Genomic DNA, 14360 nt, shown 5'->3' with positions numbered 1-14360 from the left:
AGGTACTTGGTAAAAGCGGCAGGCTCGGCGCCCATCGCCATGCGCACGGCAGTGGCCGTCGCAGCTTCCTGCTGGTGCCACTGCGCACGGTCATGGCGCGCGGCGGCAGCGGCAAATGCCCTGGCTTGCGCCAAGGTGTAGGTTAGGACGTCTCGGCGCTGGTGGCCGCGGGCGACGAGGAAGTGAACGATGTCGGCCCAACCGGTGGCGGCTGCATCGCTACCATCGCGGGGATGGCTTTGCCTGCCGCCTGCATCAGGGTCGGCAGGCGCTGGCCGAAAAAATCTTGGTTGAGCTCCACCACCGTTTCCACCAGCGTCGCCGCATCGGCCAGGCTGCCGCCGGCAATCCACGCTTCGGGTTTGCCGGTGACGAGCGCACCAGCGTTGGCGAACGCCTGCCCGTCCTGCTCCAGTACGTCCATCAACAGCGCGGCCACCTCGATCGTTGCGCCGGCACCGACCAGGCTGGCGGCGATCAGCACGCGGCCGATGATCGGCCGCGTGGCTGTCATGAAGGGTCCGATCTGCGCCAGCGTCAGCGGCGCAATTTCCACCTGCACGCCACGGAAAGTGATCGAGCGCGTGGGCGGCGTCAGGATGTCGATGTCCTCGCTCACTTCTCGGCGTCCCAAGTGAAGTACTGCGACACGCCTGCCGGCTTGCTGGTGTCCTTGCTGAGCGTGCCGGTGACCGTGCCAGCGCCATACTGCTCACCGATCAACGCCAGTTCGCCGATCACGCCACCGGACACGCGGTAGGCCTGGGCGCGCACCTTCTTGCCGCTACGCGCTTCGTTGAAGCCCAGAAACAGCAGCTCGTACTCTTCGTTGGGATTGACCAACGCCTGCAAGCGCTCGGCCGCGCCGAAGCTGTAGGTCACCTTGATGTTGGCCGCACCGTCCACCGGGTCGGTGATGGCCGAATCTGCCGGCACATACAGCGCGCCGTTCTTGATGTCCCAATCCTTGCCCTTGGCATACACCGCAGCGCCGGTGGCCGGCTTCACCGCAGTGATCTCGGCAGCCAGGTTGGCCAACGGCGTCACGCCATCTCTGTAAGCCACCACGGCCTCATCCACCGCATTGCCGGCCACGATGGTTGTGGCGGTACCGCGCAACACGTCGGCGAAGTTCTCCGCGCTGAAGTCGTGCATGGTGAAACTCACCTGCACCTCGGTGATGCGGTCCACCGAGTTGCGGTTGCCGCCACCGGGCTGCGTGCTGTCCAGCAGATTGATGCGATTGGTCTGCGGCGAAAAGCTGAAGGCCGAGCAGTTGCCGACACCGCGAAACGGCTTGGCCGCACCACGCTTGCGCAAGTGCAGCTCGCCGCTACCCAGGTAGCTGTAATCGGGGGAATTGATGGGCATGGATGCTCCTCGTAGGTGCCGCAGGCGGCGTCAGGTAATGGGGATGTGGGTTTGGTAGGTGAGCAGCGCGCCGATCCAGCTCATGCCCGCTTCCGGCTTCACCGGCTCCATGGACACGTACTGCGGGAACTGGATGCCCACCGGGTAGCGAAACTGCTGGTCGGACATGGCAAGTTCGATGTCAGACACCAGCGCATCCAGTTGGCTCTGCGCGGTGTCCAGCGGCGCAGGCGCCTTGGCGACGATCACCAGCGTGGTCAGCCGGTGCGTGCGGATCAGTGCGCTCTCGCTGGCGCGCTGCTGCTTGGCCACCAGCACGGTCAACACGGCGGTCGCGTCCTCGTCGACCTGGCCCGGCTCCAGCGTGAGGCTGGCGCCGGCATCGGTCTGGTAACCGCTGGCGCGGCTGATGCGCTGCAGACAATCGCCCACCGCCGCGCGCAGGATCTCGCGTGGGCTAGCCATGGTCGGCCACCCACTGGCTGATGGATTCGTCCTGCCGCACGCGCTCCGCCAGTACCAGCGTCTCCCCGCGCAGCAGCAGCCGGCCGCGTTTGGCCGGCTGCACCTGTGCGCGCTGGAAGGTCACCAGCGTGTAGCCGGTGCTCACGGGCGCAAGGTCGCTGCCAAAGTCGCGCACGTTGCGGTCGATCTGCACCGTGCACGGCGCGGATTCGGTAGCCTCGGGTGCCTGGTAGCGTGCATCGCCATCAGCCAGTCCCACCTCTGCGAAGGCCGAGAAAGCGACCGCATCGAAAGCTTGGAGGAACTCGCGCTGGCTCATGCGCGCACCTTGGCGATCGCGCTTTGGATGGCCTTTTCCAGCTCGCGGTTGAAGTAGAACGGCATCAGCTCGTCCCAGGTGCGCTGGGCCAAGCCGTAGATGTCGTAACGCGGCGTGTAACTGGCGCGCGTGGTGAACACGAACACGCTGCGCACTGCACTGCCGAAGCCAGTGCCGATGCGCTCGTAGATGCCCGGCGCCAACTTGCCGCGCTGGCGCTGCAGCGCGAAGTAGCGCCCACCGCGGCGAACGGTGCGCTGCATCACCGCCACCGTGTTCAAGCGTGTGCGCCCCAGATACTCGGCGCGGCTGCGCTCATTGCTGGGCCGCGTGGGCTTCTTGGTGTTGGCATTCTGGTAGGCGTCGCGTTGCGCGCCCAACTGCGACAAGATCGCAGTCACCTGGCCGCCCGGCACGTTGCCGTACTGGTCAGTGCGCGCACTGCGGCCGGTGACCGCGAACTGCCCGGCCGGCATCAGGCCCTTGGCTTGCAGCAGTACCTCGAAGCCCTTTTTGCGGCGCTGCCCGCCATCCACTTCCGTGCGCAGGTACCTTGCCGGCGGCGTGCCCTTGAAGGCTTCATCGCGCAGGAAGATCTCGGCAAACAGGCGGGCTTTGGTCGCCTTGCGGTACATCGCAGCGTTGATCGTCAGCGACGTTGGCCGGTCGAACACGCGCGGCGCAGTGCGCTTCCACACTTCGCGGATCTCGTAGGCAGTGGCGTTGCACGCCTGCACGATGGCGAACGGCAGCTGCTCGCGCTCCAACGCGCTGAACTGACGGCCCAGCAGGTTGTCGGCATCCACCGCGATGCGGATCTGGCTCACGGGCTGCCCTCGCCAGCGGGGGTGCCCTGCACCTGCTCGATCTCGCCCAGGTTGGCCTCGTAGAACTCCAGGCAGCGCTTGCGCCCACGCGAGACGTCCAGCACCTGCTCCAGCGTGCCGTTCTTCACCCAGGGGCAGCGCTGAGTCAGGCGCCGATCGATCTCCACATAGGTACGCACCGGCACCGCAACCACCGCCGGCGCGGGTGTCACCACAATCGGGCGCGCCGGATCTAGCCGGGCAGCCTTGTTGCCACATCCAGCCAGCAGCGCAGCCAGCAGCGCAGCAGTGAGCAAAGCGCGCAGCAGTAACCTCCCAGGCTGGGGCATGCCGCGGCCAGCGCCTGCAGTGCAGCGGTGCACTCGGCCGGGCGTTGGTCGTATTCCTGCTTGAACGCCTTAGCACTGCGGTCAGCGGCGGCCTTGGCGGCTTCGGTCTTGTCGCGCAGGCCGGCGTTGCGCTCCTGCAGCACACGCAGCTTCTCGGCCTCGGCGTTCAACTTGGCGGCGATGGTCGCCAGCGCAGCGTCCTTGTCTGCGTTGTTGCGCTCCAACTCGGCGCGCTTGAGCTGCGCCGCTTCCAGCGCCGCAGTGCGATCGCTCTGGCACTGCTCCACCTGGCGCGTCACCACAATCACCTGCTGGCCCTTGCGGTAGGACGTGAGCGAGGCAATCGACAGCAGAGCGGCCAGCAGCGCACACACCACCTTGAGCCGGCTACCCGGCTTGCGCAGCCAGGTCAGCGCGTCGGCCGCCCAGCCAAAGACCAACGCCGCCAATGCCTTGAAGAGGGCCAGTATGTTCATCGGTCACTCTCCCGCCGGCGCCACGGGTAGATCAGCAGCACCGTCAGGCACACGCGCACGAGCAGCACGTACCAGGGCGCGGGCGTGTGCTGCGCCAGGTCGCGCAAGAAGATGCCCAGCATGCCGACAGCCAGGCCAATGAGGCAGGCGCCCCGCAGCGCCCAGGCGGCGCGATCACGTGCGCGCTCGCCGCCATGAAAGGTATGCAGCAGCTGCCAGGTCGTGGCGCAGAACACCGCCAGCGTGCTGACCAGGCTCACGAGGTAGATGCTCATGCAGCACCTCCTGCGCGGCCAGCGAGGCGGTCGGACCACTTCTGCAGCGCGCCCAGGTAGTGCGGCAACATCGGCTTGATGATGAAACCGCTCAGCCCGCTCACTGCAATGCCAATGCGGTGCACCGAGGGAAAGTAGTTGGCCAGCGCCACCACGATCCAGCCGGCCGCCAGCGCGAACCCCAGTACGAACAGGCCCAACAAGCCCACGCGCAGCAGCAGCGTCAGCCATTGCACGCCCGGGCCGCCGCTGGGCGCGGACACCTTACCCACGTCGATCTCGCTGAGCAGCAGCAGGCCGACCAGCGCGCCCACGACCGCAGCCAGAAACCAAGACTGCGGAATGCCCAGGAACAGATGCTCACTGCCAGTGATCACCTCGGTGACCACGGCACTGCCGGCGCTGGTGGCCACCAGCAACGCAGCCGTCTTGAGCAGCACAGTCGCGCCGCCGTCCATCACCGGGCAATCCCCGCCAGCTCCACGCCGTCCCAGATGACCGCGTCGCCCCAGAAGTTGCCGCCGTTCTCGTGCTTGGCGATCGCCTTGGCCAGCTGAAACGCAGTGGCCGGCGCCTCCACGTCGATGCGCTGGTCCACGTCCACGCCCAGCGCGGTGGCCACCTGGCGCGCATACGCGCCGGTGTCGTTCTCCACCGGCGGCGCCCACCGGTTGATGATGCCGCGCACTGTGCGCAGGCCGTGCTTGCGCTGGTAGGTCAGCAGCGTTTTGACCAGCGCACGGAAGCCGTATTCGGGCGTATCGAACACCGCAAAGCGTGCCTCGCGTGCGCGTGCAGCCGCGCTGCGGTCTTCGCCCTGCCAGGCCACGCCCGTGCGATCGATGTTGCCTGGATTGTTGTTGCGGACGCCGCGCGGCGGGGCCATGTGCTGATCCTTGGGTCAAGTCAAAAAGAGCCACCACCGCACGCGCCACCCGGGCATCTGCATGCGGTGGTGGGTAAGGCTTAGGCGGCCACCGGCGTGGCAGTACCCGGGGTCAGGCGCACCAGCACCGTGGCGGCGCCGTTACCGGCCGCCTCGATCGCGTAACCGATGTTGTTGGTGTCGCCGGCACCTCCGGCAGCGGCGATCGCCTGCTTGGCGTCGATGTCCCAGTTGACCGCCGCGCCCACGGCAAACACGGCGGCAGGCAACTTGGGCAGTGCAAACACGCCTTCAACGTGTGCGGCAATGCTGTCGCCAATTACGCCGTCGGTGACGGCAATGGCGACGAGCTTGCCGGTGGCGATGACACCGCCGCTGGTGACTGCAGCGGTCAGGGTGACGTCCAGCACGCGGCCGTCTTGGTATGCGTTTTTCATGGGGAGTACTCCAGATGAGAAGAGACGCCGCACCGCGCCTGCGGTGCGGCAGGCGGTTTACTGGCCGGGGTTCTTGTAGATGCCGCGGTAGTCGGCGATCGCGGGCGCCGCGTCCAGGCGCACCTTCCAAGCCACGCCGTCCACCTTGAATCCCTCGTGCTGCTCCAGGTACGGCGTCTGGTTGCCGTCCAAGTAGCCCACCACCAGCGCATCCACGTAAGCCGAGTTGGCCAGGCCGTACCATGCTTTCGGGTCTGCACCATCCAGGCGGCCGTCGCTCTCCACCTCAAAGGTGTTGCGCACGATGTTGGGCGTGGTCTGGTTGTTGGCCCCGCCCACTGCGTACTCGGCGGCACGCACGGTCAGTGCGGCACCGGAGAGCGCCACCGGCGTCAGCAGGGTCTTCATCGGCACGCGGATGACGTTGCCGTCGGCATCCTTCTGCAGCGCCATGCGCGCCTGCATGGCGCTGACACTCTCGGTGGTGATCGTCGCCGCCGGCAGCAGGTTGCCGTGGTCGGCATGGAACAGCGCTTTGCCGTCGGCCAGCCGCGGGTTCTTGGTAATCAGCTCGAACACCGCCTTGGCCAGCGTGCGCTTGGCAGACTGGCCCATCTTGCGCGGCACATCGCTGAAAATGCCCAAGTCGTCATTGATGATGGCCTGCCGGGTGATGGTGAACAGCCGGCCCCAGGTGACGATCTGCATCGACTGCGACTGCTCGCTGAAGGTGCCCTGCTTGTACTCACCGCCCTCGCGTACCGGCAGCAAATCGGAGAACGCACCCAGGCCGACCAGGTTGGTCGGCTTGAAGTCCGGCACGCTCACCGCGCGGGTGAACTCGCTGAAGCGCTCTTCCACTTCCTGATAGCCCTGCAGCACCGAGCGACGCGCGGCATCGCCCAACAGCGCCGGGAAGTCCGAGGTGGAATGGGTGAATGCCATGCCCACGATTTCCCGCCTGTCCATGCCGCGCGGATTGACGCCGGCCTGCACCAGGCACTCGCGTGCCATCTCGGCCAGCGAGTGGCCGCGGTACGGGTTGTCTGCGGCGGCCTGCGCCATGCCCACGCGCGCCTGGATGGCGTTGGTCATCGCCGCCCGCACGTTGTCGCGCTGGTCGCCGCCAGCCACCACGCAAGCGCGGCCGTTGAGCGGCTCGCCGTTGCGTCCCATCAGCGCCAGGATGTGGCGGCCCACGTTGTCGGCGGTGACGTTCGGGTCGGCGGCGGCAATGACGCCGTCCACATAGGCGCGGATTTCCGCATTGCCCATGTGCGGCTCGGCCATCGCCATGATGTCGGTATTGCGCCCGCGCATGGCCACCAGCGCGGCCTGCACGGCAGCGGCGGCGTCCGGCGCGGCGGCAACCAGCGGTACCGCTGCGGCCGCAGCCGGCGGCGTCACCGTGGTGGTTGTGGTTGCACCCTGCCCGCCAGCGGCGTTGGCGAGGATGCGGAGATAGGTTTGCTGGGTCATAGGATCCTCGATGTGGCCAACAACGGCCGTTTGGGTGACCTCGGGAAGTGAGGCGAAAACGCTGGGGCTGAGCGCGGCGGCGATGTGCCCGCGCAGCTGCGCGGCAACCGGGGCCGGCGCTTGGGTGATGGCCTGCAGGTAGCCGGTGAGCGCCACAACGCAGGCGCCCTCAGCGCGGGCGGCTGTGGCGGCGTCTGCAACGCGGTCGGCAAAGCCGAACTCCACCGCCTGCGCGCCGGTGTACCAGTGGTCGGCGCCGTCGGTGAGCAGTTGCTCTACTTCGCTGCGCTTGCCGGTCTTGGTGGCATAGGCCTCCAACATCGCGCCGGCATGCGCGTCGAGCGCGGTGGCGTACTGGCGGAACGAGGACGCGTTGCCGGCGGCAATCGTGTGTGGCGCATGCACCATCAGCAGCGAGCTGGCATACATCACCACCTCATTGCCGGCCATGGCGATCAGCGAGGCAATCGATGCCGCCTGGCCGTCTACAAACACCACCTTGTGCGCGGCGTGCTGGCTCAGTGCGTTGTAGATGGCTATGCCATCGGCCACCACTCCGCCGCCGCTGTTGATGCGCACGTGGATCGTGCTGGCGGTGATCTGGTTGATCTGCTCGGCAAGCTCCAGTGCGGAGACCGATTCCGACCACAGGCTGTCGCCGATGGTCCCGTAGATCATCACCTCGGCGACGTCATTGGCGCGGGCCTCGATCCTGAGCAGGCAAGGGCCGAGCGCCTGGCCGGCATCGGCAAGCACGCGGCCCAAAGCCGCGGTGAGTGCATGGGGTCGCATAGTTAGATGTCCCTCAACATGTCGCGCGAAAGGTCGGCGCGCAGCTGCGCGCGGGCTTCCGCTGGTGCCGGCGTAGCCGGTTGCAATTGCTGCTGCTGTTGCTGCCAGTCCTGGCGCTGGCGCAGCACTTCGTCGGGGTTGTTGCCGTACTGCAGCGTGTTTTGCTGCGGGCTCACCCAGCCACGGTCCTCGGCCTCGCCCTTGGCGTAGGCCTCTTTGAGCGGATCGATCCACGGCATGATCGGCCGCACGTACGTCGATGCCGCCAAATGGCGCAGCGACCAGCCACGCGGCAGGCGCACCTTGCCGGCGAGCACCGCCGCCTCTACGAAGCGCTGTCGTTGAGGCCGCACCGACATCGCAATGAAGCGCTCGGCCAGCATCAGGTAGCTGCCCCACTTCTCCACCAGCTCCTGCCGCTGCGCTGAGTACGTGCCGTTATAGTCAAGCAACAGGCTTGAGAAGCTCACGCCGATACCGCCGGCGGCAGCGCGCAATTGTTCCTTGCGCCAGGTTGCCGCATTCGGGTTCGGGCGGTCGGTGCCCAGGCTTTCAATGGATTCGCCAGGCAGCAGGTCGTCGAAGATGGCGCCGGGCGCCATACGCAGTTCGCGCACCGGCACGCCTTGCTGCACCAGTGCGACGCCGCCCAGGCCCTCGCCGGCCGGCTGGTAGATCTCGCCCGAGCCCTTCTTGATCTGGAACGTCATCGACGCAGCCACCTTGGCCGCGATGCGTTCGGATTCCTCGTAGTCCTTGACGTCTTCGAAGCGCGACATCGCACTGGCAAACACGCTCAGGCCGCGCACCTGGTGCAACCGTTTGAGGTTAGCAATGCAGTGCATCACCTCCGCGCTCACGCGCTTGGTGTCGGTGGTCCAGCCCAGCGGGTCGCCGGGGTGCTGCTTGTACACGTGATACGCCACCGGGCGGCCCCACGCATTGCGCTCCACCCCCTGCAGAATGTTGCGTGCCGGGTCGTTGAAGCCCAGCGGCACCAGGTCGGCTTCCAGCATCTCGATGCTGTACGGCACGCCGCCGCCATGCTCCAGATACGGCACGGTGCCGACCAAATCCTGATAGAACGCTTCGCCATCACGCAGCCAGCTGCGCGCCAACAATTGCTGGCACGCGCCGTAGTCGTGGGCGCGGGTGACTTCGGGTGCGTCCCACCACACGTCCCACAGCTCATCCAGCTGCAGGGCCAGTTCGCGGTTAATTGGCTGGCCGGGCAGCCGCGGCGCCGACAGCACGTCGATGCCGGAACCCACTGTGTTCTGCACCAGCACGTTGAGCGCGTTGTCGGCTAGGTCTAGGTCGCGCTCAAGGTGGCGCGCCTGGTCACGTATCTGGCGCGCATCCATGCCGGCAATGGCATTACCACTGCCCCAGTCGCGCGCTAGCTTGCGGCTGCGGGATGGGCGGGTCACCTCATGGGCACGTGCCACCACGCGAAGCTGCTGCTCACGCACCGCCGTCCGCGCCTCAATTGCGTGCGCATTGCGGTCAGTGGAGATGGCTACGCTAAGACGGTCGCGGGCGATGCGTGCTGAGGCCATCAGGTCCGGCCACCGAAATCGAAAGTGGCCCAGCGAGCACGACGGCCGGCACCTACCTCTCGATCTACCGCCGCCTGCCACTCCTGGCGGCCCTTACGGATCTCTGCAAGATCCGCGCGGGTGAGCATGCGCTCACCGAAACGAAAGCTCTGCCCCTGCAGCACGGCAATCTCTGCCTGCTGGTACGTGGTGAGCATTTCCTGAGCCGTCTTCATGACGAATCAGGCTAGTGATCATGACATCTCAAATCCAGGTAAAAGCCGAAAGCGACCCGTCTGCAAGCCATTGAAATTATTGTTTATTCCGGCATCCATTCTCAATCTTTGCCAAAACTACGCGTACGCACCTCGTGCTGAACTGGATGCCCAAAGCACGCTGCACAAATGACTCGACAGGTCCTGCGGGAAAATGCTTATCCGGACTGCTATTCTGTTACAGCAGGGGGAAATTTAACCAAGGAGCAACACATGAAGTGGATTCAATGCGCGGCTGCTGTCTCGCTGCTGGCACTCTCGCCTAGCTCGGTCACTGCACAATCGAAAGATGCCGCACCGCAAGCAGTGACTGCGACTGTCTGGGCTGACGTGCAGCCGCAGATTCAGGCCGCGATACAAACTTTCGTGAACAAGCAGAAAAGGTATCCAGGTCAAGATACCAAGATAGTCGCGCGAGTCTCGTACGAGCCATCAACTAGACTGGTGATTGTTGATCTAGGGCGCGGCTTCATCCCGAAAGACATGACAAAGTGGAAGGAAGCCTTCAGTCCTACTTACAACCAAGTCAGTCAGTATGGTCATGACTTGGTTGACAATATCTTTGATGTTTCGACTGTATCGCTTCGCTTTGACGGGCTGACCATTAACGAGATATTTCCGGATGATTTCCCACTACAAGTTGCGAAGGTTGAGTCACCCACTCCTCCGACCCCGCCGACTTTGCTACTAAACCCAGGAGGCGGAATTTACTACAATCTTAAAAGTAAAAAGTGGGTCCCGCAGCAGGCCACGGCCAATGAAATAGATGAAGATGGAATGACTGCAGTCATGGCCTCAACGACTGAGAATAAGATTAAAAGCTATTATCCGTTTTTTATGTATAAACCGTACTTTTCAAATATAGTTTTTAGCAGGGAACTCGGCAATTATTGGATTGAGACCCCAAGCAATTTCCCGCACGAAAGGCTTGGCACAAGATATTACACAAAGAAGCTCTTTCCGGAAAAGGGCGCAACATTGTGGAACATTTTTCCCCAAGGCACAGATGACACAGCGCGGAGCCATTTGCGCGAATGGGATGAAGATTATGCCGCTAGGGCGCTATATGCGAACCTCTTGAATGCAGATTATCTCATAACCTTTCATACAAACGGTGGATCAGCTGCGAAGAAAGGCATTGAAGTCGTGGTTCAGACCGGCAGCCCTGGCGCCCAGCAACTTGGTAACAGCATTCTTTGCTACGCTAAGGAACAGATACATGCTGACCCCGCTTACAGCGACTTCAAAATTGCGGGAAGCGTTACTGAGTTAGATAAGATCGAAAATCGCCTAAGCACCATGCCAGCAGTCAGCATAGGCATTGGCTATACCACCGATGCCGGGGATTCCAAAGCACTGAAAGATCAATTTTTTAGAGAGGCTTTTGCGAGAGCGATCGAGAAAGGCTTGAGACTTCGGGCAGAGCCCTGTTCACCCTTTACGCTGGTTAGCGTTGAGAACATCGTAAGCGCCCCTGGGCAGGGAATTATTAATCCGAAGCTCACTTATTCTGGTGATTTTGACGATTGGCTCCACATCGAGACGACGTTCATAAGCTGCCCGACAAATGACTGCAAGGTCAAGAAGTTCTCTGAAGTTCATAATCTCGACAAAACCGACAAGACTAAAAAACTGCAGTTTTATTGCCCAGGAACCTTAAAATCGTCATTAACCTACATCGCTAAAACGAAAATTTTTGACAGATATAACGTGCAAGGCGGCGAATTCCAGCATCAATATACCTGTACAAAATAGTACTTTGATCCCTGGCGCCTAGCGCGCCAGGGAGTCTTTCAAGAGACCACTTTTTGGATCGGGCTTTCACTCCGCCTGGGAACAATCTATATAAGCGCGCCCTGGACAAACCGTATTTGGCGGCCACTTCTGCGACAGGCACGCCCGCACACAGGTCTGACTCCATTTCTTGGATTTGAAGAATTCTTTGTCTCGCGGGGAAATAAGGCCGTTCTCCTGCAAAGCACTCCAAAATGGAGTCCGCCAATGGCGCAGCGAACTGACGACTTATGCCGATGTCTTGCTGCATCGCAGATATAATGCGCTCGCGGAGTTGGTCCGTTGGTTTCTTCTGTTTTTCCATTAGAGCGACCATCCATCCCGTGCAAATCCGGTCACCCGGATCTGATGGGAACCTGCAGTTTCATGGGAATACGCTGGTGCCTTTGGCATGCTAGGCAAATCTTGTTCAGCTGCACTGACTTCCTGATCGAACAAGCCGTTCGTGGCCGGTTGGTACTGTTCTTCCAGCACCGCCCATTGGGACTCACGAATCACATCGGCTTTGACTGCGGGCGCGAGCGACGCCCATATTGCATACACAGCCGTGTCCAGAGGCTCGTTCCGTGCGCCCTTCGGTTTAATCCAATAGCCCGATTCCTTGTCGTAAAACTCGACCGTAAGCCCTTTGTAGTACGCCGGCAGCAGTGACCCCGTATCTGGATTGATCGGATCCGGCACCTCGTCGCCACGGCCGCCTGGGAAACGCAGCATTCGCGCCGTCAGATCCTCCGCCTGCCCTTCCGCGTCGGCCTTGTCCTTTGCCGTGAGTGCAGCGGTGAGCCAGCCATACACCATGGTTTTGAGCACCGACGTACCAACGCCCCACACTCCCACGCTTCGCGCCACCGTCTTGTCACGGTTGTTGACCTCGGTCTTGGCCGGGCGATACACCGCGCGCTCGGACTTGCGCTCGTTGCGGCCGCGGATCAGGTACACCGTCTGCTTGATGTAGCCGTTCGGTGTCTCCACGATGCGTGCCTGACCGCTCTGGTTGACCAGCTGTTTCACAAACTGAGCCACGGTCTCGGTCCAGTTGCCGCCGTCCAGCGCCACTGCGGTAACCGGCATATCAATGCCGCGTGTGGTCTTCCAGGTACCGCGCAGGTATTCGTCCAGCGCCGGGTAGGTATCGAGGATGGTCGGGTCCAGGTCGATCACCGCGTAGTCCACCACCCAGCGACGCTGGCCGCGGCCGGTGGCGATCACCTGCACCTCTGCGCGGTCGTGCTGGAAGTCCACGCCTGCTGTCAGCACCAGTCCACCCAGCGGCACGATGCCGCGGTGCACGCCGGGCTCGCCCAGCTTGGCCACTTCGTCTGCGTCCTGCTCCTGTCGCTCGCCGGCAAACGGCAAGCCAAGCTTGAGGTTGTGGAAGCCTGCCGCCTTGTTCGGGTCGCGGTCAGCCTCGGCCTTCGCATCGGCCAGGTCCTTCCACGACGGCCCTAGGCCCAACGGCGCGTATGCGGCCCACGCGTAGTAGCTGCGGTGATACGGGTCAGCATCTGGGTTGGTCGGCTTCCAGTATGCCGTGCCGCCGTGTCCGCGCTCGGCAAACATCAGATCTTTGTGGTGCTCCTCGATCACGCAGCCGCTCGCCAGGCAAGCGAACGTCCCGTCCGGCTGCAAGCGTTCCACGTCGAGCGTCTGCTCGCCGCCGCAATGCGGGCACTGCACCATGTACACGCGCTGGTCGCCTGCTGCGTGGCCGGCCTCGATCGCGCTGGCGCCGGCAATGGTTGGGGTGCAGGCGCGGTAGATCTTGGCGCGGTCGCCATAGGACATTGCGCGGGCTTCCAGCTGCTGGTCGGCCGGCCCTTGCCCGCCGATGTCCTTGGGGTATTCGTCCACCTCGTCCATGAAGATGTAACGCGCGGTGCGCTGGCGTAGCTGCTTGGCCGAGTTGCTCCAGATCACCCATAGCGTGCCGCCAGGGAAATGCTTCTCCAGCATGTTGTCGGTGTGGAGCTTTGCCAGCAGCTCGGGCATTTCCATCACGGCTGGATCGAACTTCGACGCCGCCCAGCTGCGCGCCAGATCCTTCACAGGCTGCGCCACGATCATCGAATCAGCGCCGCGGTCGATCACGTAGCCGGTCCAGTTGATGCCGATCTCGGTGGCGCCGATCTGTGCGGACTTCATGAAATCCACCAGGCGCACCGGCGAATGGTCGCTCAGGCAATCCATGATCTCGCGCAGGATCGGGTTGCGGCTGGTGCGCCACGGGCCAGGCTCGGCACCTGAGCCCTTCGCGATGATGCGGTTGGCATCGGCCCACTCGCTCACCGTCTGGATCGGCGGCAGCTCCCACGCGCGCGCCCACGCGTCGCACACGATCGCTGCCGGCTCTGCCAGCTCCACGTCGAAGGCATTGAGATCTAGCGTCATGCGTCGTCCTCGGTAGTGTCGTTGCGCTGCCCTGGCGGCGCCAGCAGCTGCCGCGCTTCTTTCTGCATCGTCTGTGCGATCAAGCGCACCTCAGCGTCGAGCATTGCCTCGATCGCACGCGGGTCGCTTTCAGCGGCCAGCTTGGCGCGCAGGCGGCCCGACAGATTCATCATGCTGTTGAGCGCCTGGCGCACCAGGGTGAACACGGCGCGCTCTACGCCCTTTGTGCGCGTCAGCTCACGGGACTCTTCGCCCAGCTCCAGCTCTGCCAACCGCGCCCGCGCCAGCCTTTCGCGGCGCACCGCTTCCTGCACGCTGGGCACATCGCTAGGCAGTACGCGGGCGGTGGGCACATCCAGCCGCGCGTCGGCGCCAGCCGTGCGATCGCCGCCGCGCAGCGGGTCGGTGATGTCATCCAGCAGCGCATCGCTGGCAGCCACGTTGATCCGCTTGCCGTCGGCGTGCATCACGAGCTTGCCGGAGCGACGCATGCGGCGGATGTACGAATCGCTGCAGCCACGGTGGCTCGAATACTCGGCAACGCTCATGGTTTCGGAACTCATGCAGCCACCCGAGTTCCGACCGGAACCAAAGTCCGGAACGAAAGATGCACGAAATGTGGGGTCCGAATTACCCGCAGACGGCCAAGGCCCGGGAGGACCCGCGCCACGGTCGGGGTCGCTACGGTCGCGGCCGCCTTGACTGCCGC

17 protein-coding genes are annotated in these 14360 nt (G+C 63.7%); 1 reads left to right on the top strand and 16 read right to left on the bottom strand.

Annotation, left to right across the window (positions count from 1 at the left end; all coding sequences use genetic code 11):
- Positions 1-142: 142 nt before the first annotated feature.
- From BJD12_RS18410 to BJD12_RS18345, 14 genes are all read right to left on the bottom strand, one after another.
- Positions 143-619, bottom strand: coding sequence for a DEAD/DEAH box helicase family protein (locus BJD12_RS18410; protein WP_005990136.1), 477 nt, complete (start codon positions 617-619; stop codon positions 143-145).
- Positions 616-1371 carry a phage tail tube protein gene (locus BJD12_RS18405; RefSeq protein ID WP_005990139.1) on the bottom strand — a complete coding sequence of 252 codons (756 nt, stop codon included), beginning with the start codon at positions 1369-1371 and terminating at the stop codon, positions 616-618. Before BJD12_RS18405 ends, BJD12_RS18410 begins: the two co-directional genes overlap by 4 nt.
- 30 nt (positions 1372-1401) lie before the next feature.
- Positions 1402-1836 (bottom strand): hypothetical protein, encoded by a 435-nt coding sequence (locus BJD12_RS18400; RefSeq protein ID WP_005990142.1) that lies wholly within the window; start codon positions 1834-1836, stop codon positions 1402-1404.
- On the bottom strand, positions 1829-2155 hold the full coding sequence (locus BJD12_RS18395; RefSeq protein WP_005990144.1) for a hypothetical protein: 327 nt from the start codon (positions 2153-2155) through the stop codon (positions 1829-1831). The genes BJD12_RS18400 and BJD12_RS18395 overlap by 8 nt, the downstream gene beginning before the upstream one ends.
- Complete coding sequence (locus BJD12_RS18390; protein WP_005990146.1) at positions 2152-2982, bottom strand: hypothetical protein; 831 nt, start codon at positions 2980-2982, stop codon at positions 2152-2154. Before BJD12_RS18390 ends, BJD12_RS18395 begins: the two co-directional genes overlap by 4 nt.
- Entirely contained in the window at positions 2979-3194 is a 216-nt protein-coding gene (locus BJD12_RS18385) for a hypothetical protein (RefSeq protein WP_229003530.1), read from the bottom strand. The genes BJD12_RS18390 and BJD12_RS18385 overlap by 4 nt, the downstream gene beginning before the upstream one ends.
- A 20-nt stretch (positions 3195-3214) precedes the next feature.
- Positions 3215-3787 carry a hypothetical protein gene (locus tag BJD12_RS18380; RefSeq protein ID WP_005990150.1) on the bottom strand — a complete coding sequence of 191 codons (573 nt, stop codon included), beginning with the start codon at positions 3785-3787 and terminating at the stop codon, positions 3215-3217.
- Complete coding sequence (locus BJD12_RS18375; RefSeq protein ID WP_005990152.1) at positions 3784-4062, bottom strand: hypothetical protein; 279 nt, start codon at positions 4060-4062, stop codon at positions 3784-3786. The genes BJD12_RS18380 and BJD12_RS18375 overlap by 4 nt, the downstream gene beginning before the upstream one ends.
- The gene (locus tag BJD12_RS18370; protein ID WP_005990155.1) at positions 4059-4520 is read right to left on the bottom strand and encodes a hypothetical protein; all 462 of its coding nucleotides are present in this window, start codon (positions 4518-4520) and stop codon (positions 4059-4061) included. The genes BJD12_RS18375 and BJD12_RS18370 overlap by 4 nt, the downstream gene beginning before the upstream one ends.
- Positions 4520-4948: a hypothetical protein gene (locus BJD12_RS18365; protein ID WP_005990157.1), complete on the bottom strand. Its 429-nt coding sequence runs from the start codon at positions 4946-4948 to the stop codon at positions 4520-4522. Before BJD12_RS18365 ends, BJD12_RS18370 begins: the two co-directional genes overlap by 1 nt.
- A gap of 80 nt (positions 4949-5028) precedes the next feature.
- Positions 5029-5385 carry a capsid cement protein gene (locus BJD12_RS18360; protein WP_005990159.1) on the bottom strand — a complete coding sequence of 119 codons (357 nt, stop codon included), beginning with the start codon at positions 5383-5385 and terminating at the stop codon, positions 5029-5031.
- Between the two features lie 57 nt (positions 5386-5442).
- Entirely contained in the window at positions 5443-7656 is a 2214-nt protein-coding gene (locus tag BJD12_RS18355) for a ClpP-like prohead protease/major capsid protein fusion protein (RefSeq protein WP_042827749.1), read from the bottom strand.
- A 2-nt stretch (positions 7657-7658) separates the two neighbouring features.
- A complete protein-coding gene (locus tag BJD12_RS18350) occupies positions 7659-9086 on the bottom strand; it encodes a phage portal protein (RefSeq protein ID WP_229006104.1) in 1428 nt (475 codons plus the stop codon).
- 128 nt (positions 9087-9214) lie between these two features.
- On the bottom strand, positions 9215-9430 hold the full coding sequence (locus BJD12_RS18345; RefSeq protein WP_005990165.1) for a hypothetical protein: 216 nt from the start codon (positions 9428-9430) through the stop codon (positions 9215-9217).
- A gap of 252 nt (positions 9431-9682) precedes the next feature.
- Between BJD12_RS18345 and BJD12_RS18340 the strand changes: the two genes are divergently transcribed.
- Positions 9683-11224, top strand: a complete 1542-nt coding sequence (locus BJD12_RS18340; RefSeq protein WP_005990167.1) for an N-acetylmuramoyl-L-alanine amidase — start codon at positions 9683-9685, stop codon at positions 11222-11224.
- A gap of 342 nt (positions 11225-11566) precedes the next feature.
- Here BJD12_RS18340 and BJD12_RS18335 read toward each other — a convergent pair whose 3' ends face one another.
- Together BJD12_RS18335 and BJD12_RS18330 are read right to left on the bottom strand one after the other, a co-directional pair.
- Positions 11567-13651: a terminase gpA endonuclease subunit gene (locus BJD12_RS18335; protein ID WP_005990170.1), complete on the bottom strand. Its 2085-nt coding sequence runs from the start codon at positions 13649-13651 to the stop codon at positions 11567-11569.
- Positions 13648-14214 (bottom strand): hypothetical protein, encoded by a 567-nt coding sequence (locus BJD12_RS18330; RefSeq protein WP_005990172.1) that lies wholly within the window; start codon positions 14212-14214, stop codon positions 13648-13650. The genes BJD12_RS18335 and BJD12_RS18330 overlap by 4 nt, the downstream gene beginning before the upstream one ends.
- Between the last annotated feature and the right edge of the window lie 146 nt (positions 14215-14360).

This window comes from Xanthomonas vesicatoria ATCC 35937 (assembly GCF_001908725.1).
Taxonomy (GTDB): Bacteria; Pseudomonadota; Gammaproteobacteria; order Xanthomonadales; family Xanthomonadaceae; genus Xanthomonas; species Xanthomonas vesicatoria.
Note: the sequence above shows the minus strand (reverse complement) of the source record. Positions and strands in the feature narration are given on the sequence as shown.